Genomic DNA, 5732 nt, shown 5'->3' with positions numbered 1-5732 from the left:
TTTGCGTTGGGGCTGGGGTGTGTGTATTGTTCCTCCTCGTTGCCCGGCCGGGTGGCTGCGGGTGAGTGAAGAGCTCAGCGTGGTTGGTGGTTCGGGTGGCAGCGACCTGGTTCGTTGTTCGGTCCTGGTGGTTTGTGGTTCTGCTGAGAGGCGGGGTTGCGGGCCGGGGATTGGATGGTGTAAGGTTGTGACTCGCCCCTGAGGGAAGCGGCCAAAGAGATTTTGGTTGTGGATGTTGGGGAGTGTTTGGTCCTTGAGAACTCAACAGTGTGTCATGAATCGATGCCATAATATTTTTGTTTGACCCTTGTGCATCCGTGGTTCATTGCCTGGTCCCTTGTGGGGTTGGGTGTGGGTTGTGGGTGTGCTTTGGTTGATTTCTTTGGCAACAGATGACTCCAGCGAGTCATTCTGCTCTGCCAGTATCAAATTTTTTCTTCGGAGAGTTTGATCCTGGCTCAGGACGAACGCTGGCGGCGTGCTTAACACATGCAAGTCGAACGGTGAAGCAGGTGCTTGCACTTGTGGATCAGTGGCGAACGGGTGAGTAACACGTGAGTAACCTGCCCATCACTCTGGGATAAGCGCTGGAAACGGCGTCTAATACTGGATACGACCAACCCTTGCATGGGGTGTTGGTGGAAAGATTTATCGGTGGTGGATGGACTCGCGGCCTATCAGCTTGTTGGTGGGGTAATGGCCTACCAAGGCGACGACGGGTAGCCGGCCTGAGAGGGTGACCGGCCACACTGGGACTGAGACACGGCCCAGACTCCTACGGGAGGCAGCAGTGGGGAATATTGCACAATGGGCGAAAGCCTGATGCAGCGACGCCGCGTGAGGGATGACGGCCTTCGGGTTGTAAACCTCTTTCAGCAGGGAAGAAGCTTTTGTGACGGTACCTGCAGAAGAAGCACCGGCTAACTACGTGCCAGCAGCCGCGGTAATACGTAGGGTGCGAGCGTTGTCCGGAATTATTGGGCGTAAAGAGCTTGTAGGCGGTTTGTCGCGTCTGCTGTGAAAATTCAGGGCTTAACCCTGGACGTGCAGTGGGTACGGGCAGACTAGAGTGTGGTAGGGGAGACTGGAATTCCTGGTGTAGCGGTGGAATGCGCAGATATCAGGAGGAACACCGATGGCGAAGGCAGGTCTCTGGGCCATTACTGACGCTGAGAAGCGAAAGCATGGGGAGCGAACAGGATTAGATACCCTGGTAGTCCATGCCGTAAACGTTGGGCGCTAGGCGTGGGCCTCATTCCACGAGGTCCGTGTCGAAGCTAACGCATTAAGCGCCCCGCCTGGGGAGTACGGCCGCAAGGCTAAAACTCAAAGGAATTGACGGGGGCCCGCACAAGCGGCGGAGCATGCTGATTAATTCGATGCAACGCGAAGAACCTTACCAAGGCTTGACATGCACCGGACAGCCCCAGAGATGGGGTCTTCTTCGGACTGGTGCACAGGTGGTGCATGGTTGTCGTCAGCTCGTGTCGTGAGATGTTGGGTTAAGTCCCGCAACGAGCGCAACCCTCGTTCTATGTTGCCAGCACGTAATGGTGGGGACTCATAGGAGACTGCCGGGGTCAACTCGGAGGAAGGTGGGGACGACGTCAAATCATCATGCCCCTTATGTCTTGGGCTTCAAGCATGCTACAATGGCCGGTACAGAGGGTTGCGATACCGTGAGGTGGAGCGAATCCCAAAAAACCGGTCTCAGTTCGGATTGGGGTCTGCAACTCGACCCCATGAAGTCGGAGTCGCTAGTAATCGCAGATCAGCAACGCTGCGGTGAATACGTTCCCGGGCCTTGTACACACCGCCCGTCAAGTCACGAAAGTCGGCAACACCCGAAGATGGTGGCCTAACCCTTGTGGAGGGAGCTGTCTAAGGTGGGGCCGGTGATTGGGACTAAGTCGTAACAAGGTAGCCGTACCGGAAGGTGCGGCTGGATCACCTCCTTTCTAAGGAGCTTTTACACTCACAGTTTGCTGTGTGGTGTCACCTGACCTGTTGGGTTGGGGCCCTTTGAGTGCCCGTCTGTGGTGCTGAGGGTGCTTCTGGGTGGAACATCGATTGATCGCCTGGCCAGGGTGGTTGTTCATGAGTACGGCGCCTGTTTGGGTGTTGGGAAAGTGGATGATGGTTCTGGTTGTTGGTTTGACACACTGTTGGGTCCCCAGGGACCAAGCATCATGCCTGTTGTGGGTGTGGGGTTTGGTTGTTGGGTTCCTCTGCTGTCTGGGTGCTTGCACGGTTGTGTGGGTGGCTGGGTGGTGCGGGGTTGTTTTTTGAGAACTTCACAGTGGACGCGAGCATCTTTGTGTCAAGTTTTTAAGGGCACATGGTGGATGCCTTGGCATCAGAAACCGATGAAGGACGCGAGAATCTGCGATAAGCCACGGGGAGTCGATAACTAGACGTTGATCCGTGGATTTCCGAATGGGGTAACCCGGCTGGAGGCAAGTCCAGTCACCGCTACCTGAATATATAGGGTAGAGGGAGGGAACGTGGGGAAGTGAAACATCTCAGTACCCACAGGAAGAGAAAACAATAGTGATTCCGTGAGTAGTGGCGAGCGAAAGCGGATGAGGCTAAACCGTATGCGTGTGATACCTGGTAGGGGTTGCGTGTGCGGGGTTGTGGGACGCAGCATTCAGGATCTACCAGTCCTGGCAACAGTGAGAAATGATGGTGGTAGTCGAACGGTCTTGAAGGGCCGGGCGTAGAGGGTGCGACCCCCGTAGGCGAAACTGCTGTCACTGTTGGTTTGTGTTCCCGAGTAGCACGGGGCCCGTGAAATCCCGTGTGAATCTGTCGGGACCACCCGATAAGCCTAAATATTCTCTGATGACCGATAGCGGACAAGTACCGTGAGGGAAAGGTGAAAAGTACCCCGGGAGGGGAGTGAAATAGTTCCTGAAACCATGTGCCTACAAGCCGTAGGAGCCTTTAGGGGTGACTGCGTGCCTTTTGAAGAATGAGCCTGCGAGTTAGTGCTCAGTGGCGAGGTTAACCCGTGTGGGGAAGCCGTAGCGAAAGCGAGTCCGAAGAGGGCGTTTGAGTCGCTGGGTCTAGACCCGAAGCGGAGTGATCTACCCATGGCCAGGTTGAAGCGCCGGTAAGACGGCGTGGAGGACCGAACCCACTTAGGTTGAAAACTGAGGGGATGAGCTGTGGGTAGGGGTGAAAGGCCAATCAAACTCCGTGATAGCTGGTTCTCCCCGAAATGCATTTAGGTGCAGCGTCACGTGTTTCTTGCCAGAGGTAGAGCTACTGGATAACTAATGGGCCCCACCGGGTTACTGACGTTAGCCAAACTCCGAATGCTGGTAAGTGAAGCGTGGCAGTGAGACTGCGGGGGATAAGCTTCGTAGTCGAGAGGGAAACAGCCCAGATCACCAACTAAGGTCCCTAAGCGTGTGCTAAGTGGGAAAGGATGTGGAGTTGCTGTGACAACCAGGAGGTTGGCTTAGAAGCAGCCACCCTTTAAAGAGTGCGTAACAGCTCACTGGTCAAGTGATTCCGCGCCGACAATGTAGCGGGGCTCAAGCACACCACCGAAGTTGTGGCAACGAAAGTTGGGTAGGGGAGCGTCGTGCAGCGAGTGAAGCGGCGGAGTGATCCAGTCGTGGATGCTGCACGAGTGAGAATGCAGGCATGAGTAGCGAAAGACGGGTGAGAAACCCGTCCGCCGAATAACCAAGGGTTCCAGGGTCAAGCTAATCTGCCCTGGGTAAGTCGGGACCTAAGGCGAGGCCGACAGGCGTAGTCGATGGACATCCGGTTGATATTCCGGAACCGGCGAAGGACCGCCCATGCTGAGGCTGTGGATGCTAACCGTGCGAGCGCCGCTGATCCGCACTTTGTGTGGTGAGGATGGTGTGAGTCCGGGACCCGAAGCAGTAGTAGGCAAGTGATGGAGAGACGCAGGAAGGTAGCTGTTGCGTGGCGATGGTAGTCCACGTCCAAGGGTGTAGGCCGCGGCATAGGTAAATCCGTGTCGCATGTGGCTGAGACCTGATGGTGACCGCGTATGCGGGAAGTCAGTGATCCTATGCTGCCGAGAAAATCTTCTAGCGAGGTTCGAGCCGCCCGTACCCCAAACCGACTCAGGTGGTTAGGTAGAGAATACCAAGGCGATCGAGTGAATCGTGGTTAAGGAATTCGGCAAAATGCCCCCGTAACTTAGGGAGAAGGGGGGCCGGATCCGTGATGCCACTTGCTGGCTAAGCGGTGAAGGCCGCAGAGACCAGGGAAGAGCGACTGTTTACTAAAAACACAGGTCCGTGCGAAGTCGCAAGACGATGTATACGGACTGACGCCTGCCCGGTGCTGGAAGGTTAAGGGGACGAGTCAACCCGTAAGGGTGTAGCTCTGAACTTAAGCCCCAGTAAACGGCGGTGGTAACTATAACCATCCTAAGGTAGCGAAATTCCTTGTCGGGTAAGTTCCGACCTGCACGAATGGCGTAACGACTCTTCCACTGTCTCAACCACGAACTCGGCGAAATTGCACTACGAGTAAAGATGCTCGTTACGCGCAGCAGGACGGAAAGACCCCGGGACCTTTACTACAGCTTGGTATTGGTATTCGGTGCGGCTTGTGTAGGATAGGTGGGAGACTGTGAAGCGCACGCGCCAGCGTGTGTGGAGTCATCGTTGAAATACCACTCTGGTCGCTCTGGATATCTAACTTCGGTCCGTGATCCGGATCAGGGACAGTGCCTGGTGGGTAGTTTAACTGGGGCGGTTGCCTCCCAAAGGGTAACGGAGGCGCTCAAAGGTTCCCTCAGCCTGGTTGGTAACCAGGTTTCGAGTGTAAGTGCACAAGGGAGCTTGACTGTGAGACGTACAGGTCGAGCAGGGACGAAAGTCGGAACTAGTGACCCGACGGTGGATTGTGGAATCGCCGTCGCTCAACGGATAAAAGGTACCCCGGGGATAACAGGCTGATCCTGCCCAAGAGCTCATATCGACGGCATGGTTTGGCACCTCGATGTCGGCTCGTCGCATCCTGGGGCTGGAGTAGGTCCCAAGGGTTGGGCTGTTCGCCCATTAAAGCGGTACGCGAGCTGGGTTTAGAACGTCGTGAGACAGTTCGGTCCCTATCCGCTGCGCGCGTTGGAAACTTGAGAAGGGCTGCCCCTAGTACGAGAGGACCGGGGTGGACGAACCTCTGGTGTGTCAGTTGTTCTGCCAAGGGCACCGCTGATTAGCTACGTTCGGGAGTGATAACCGCTGAAAGCATCTAAGCGGGAAGCATGCTTCAAGATGAGGTTTCCATGCCCCCTTGTGGGGTGAGAGGCTCCCAGCTAGACGACTGGGTTGATAGGCCGGATGTGGAAGCACAGCAATGTGTGGAGCTGACCGGTACTAATGAGCCGATGACTTGCTACAAAGATGCTACGCGTCCACTGTGGGGTTCCCGGGAAGCAAACCTGCTTTTCTGGAACACTGAATTGAATATTGTGTGTGTTCTGTGATCACAGCACCGTGATCCGCCCCTTGGTTGTGGGTGTGATGGTGGTTTGCTGGTTCCCGATATTGTTTCGGTGGTCATAGCGAAGGGGAAACGCCCGGTTACTTTCCGAACCCGGAAGCTAAGTCCTTCAGCGCCGATGGTACTGCACTGGAGATGGTGTGGGAGAGTAGGACACTGCCGAACACATTTTTTGGAAGAGGGTCTCCTGCCTGGTGGTGGGGGGCCCTCTTTCGCATGCCCACACCCGTCCCCCC

General features: G+C 55.8%; 3 rRNA genes. All 3 read left to right on the top strand.

From position 1 onward, the window contains the following. Nucleotides 1-435 precede the first annotated feature (435 nt). The 3 genes from CFT82_RS11355 to rrf all read left to right on the top strand — a co-directional run bounded on the left by CFT82_RS11355 (nucleotide 436) and on the right by rrf (nucleotide 5661). Nucleotides 436-1958 (top strand): 16S ribosomal RNA (locus CFT82_RS11355). A gap of 360 nt (nucleotides 1959-2318) precedes the next feature. Continuing rightward, nucleotides 2319-5393, top strand: a 23S ribosomal RNA gene (locus CFT82_RS11350). A gap of 151 nt (nucleotides 5394-5544) precedes the next feature. Beyond that, nucleotides 5545-5661, top strand: a 5S ribosomal RNA gene (rrf, locus tag CFT82_RS11345). The 16S, 23S and 5S rRNA genes sit together here, the layout of an rRNA operon. The last annotated feature ends 71 nt before the right edge of the window (nucleotides 5662-5732 follow it).

It is taken from the genome of Kytococcus aerolatus (genome assembly GCF_900187395.1).
In the GTDB taxonomy this organism is placed as follows: Bacteria; Actinomycetota; Actinomycetes; order Actinomycetales; family Dermatophilaceae; genus Kytococcus; species Kytococcus aerolatus.
The sequence above is the reverse complement of the archived record's forward strand: the minus strand, read 5'-3'. Positions and strand labels throughout refer to the sequence as shown.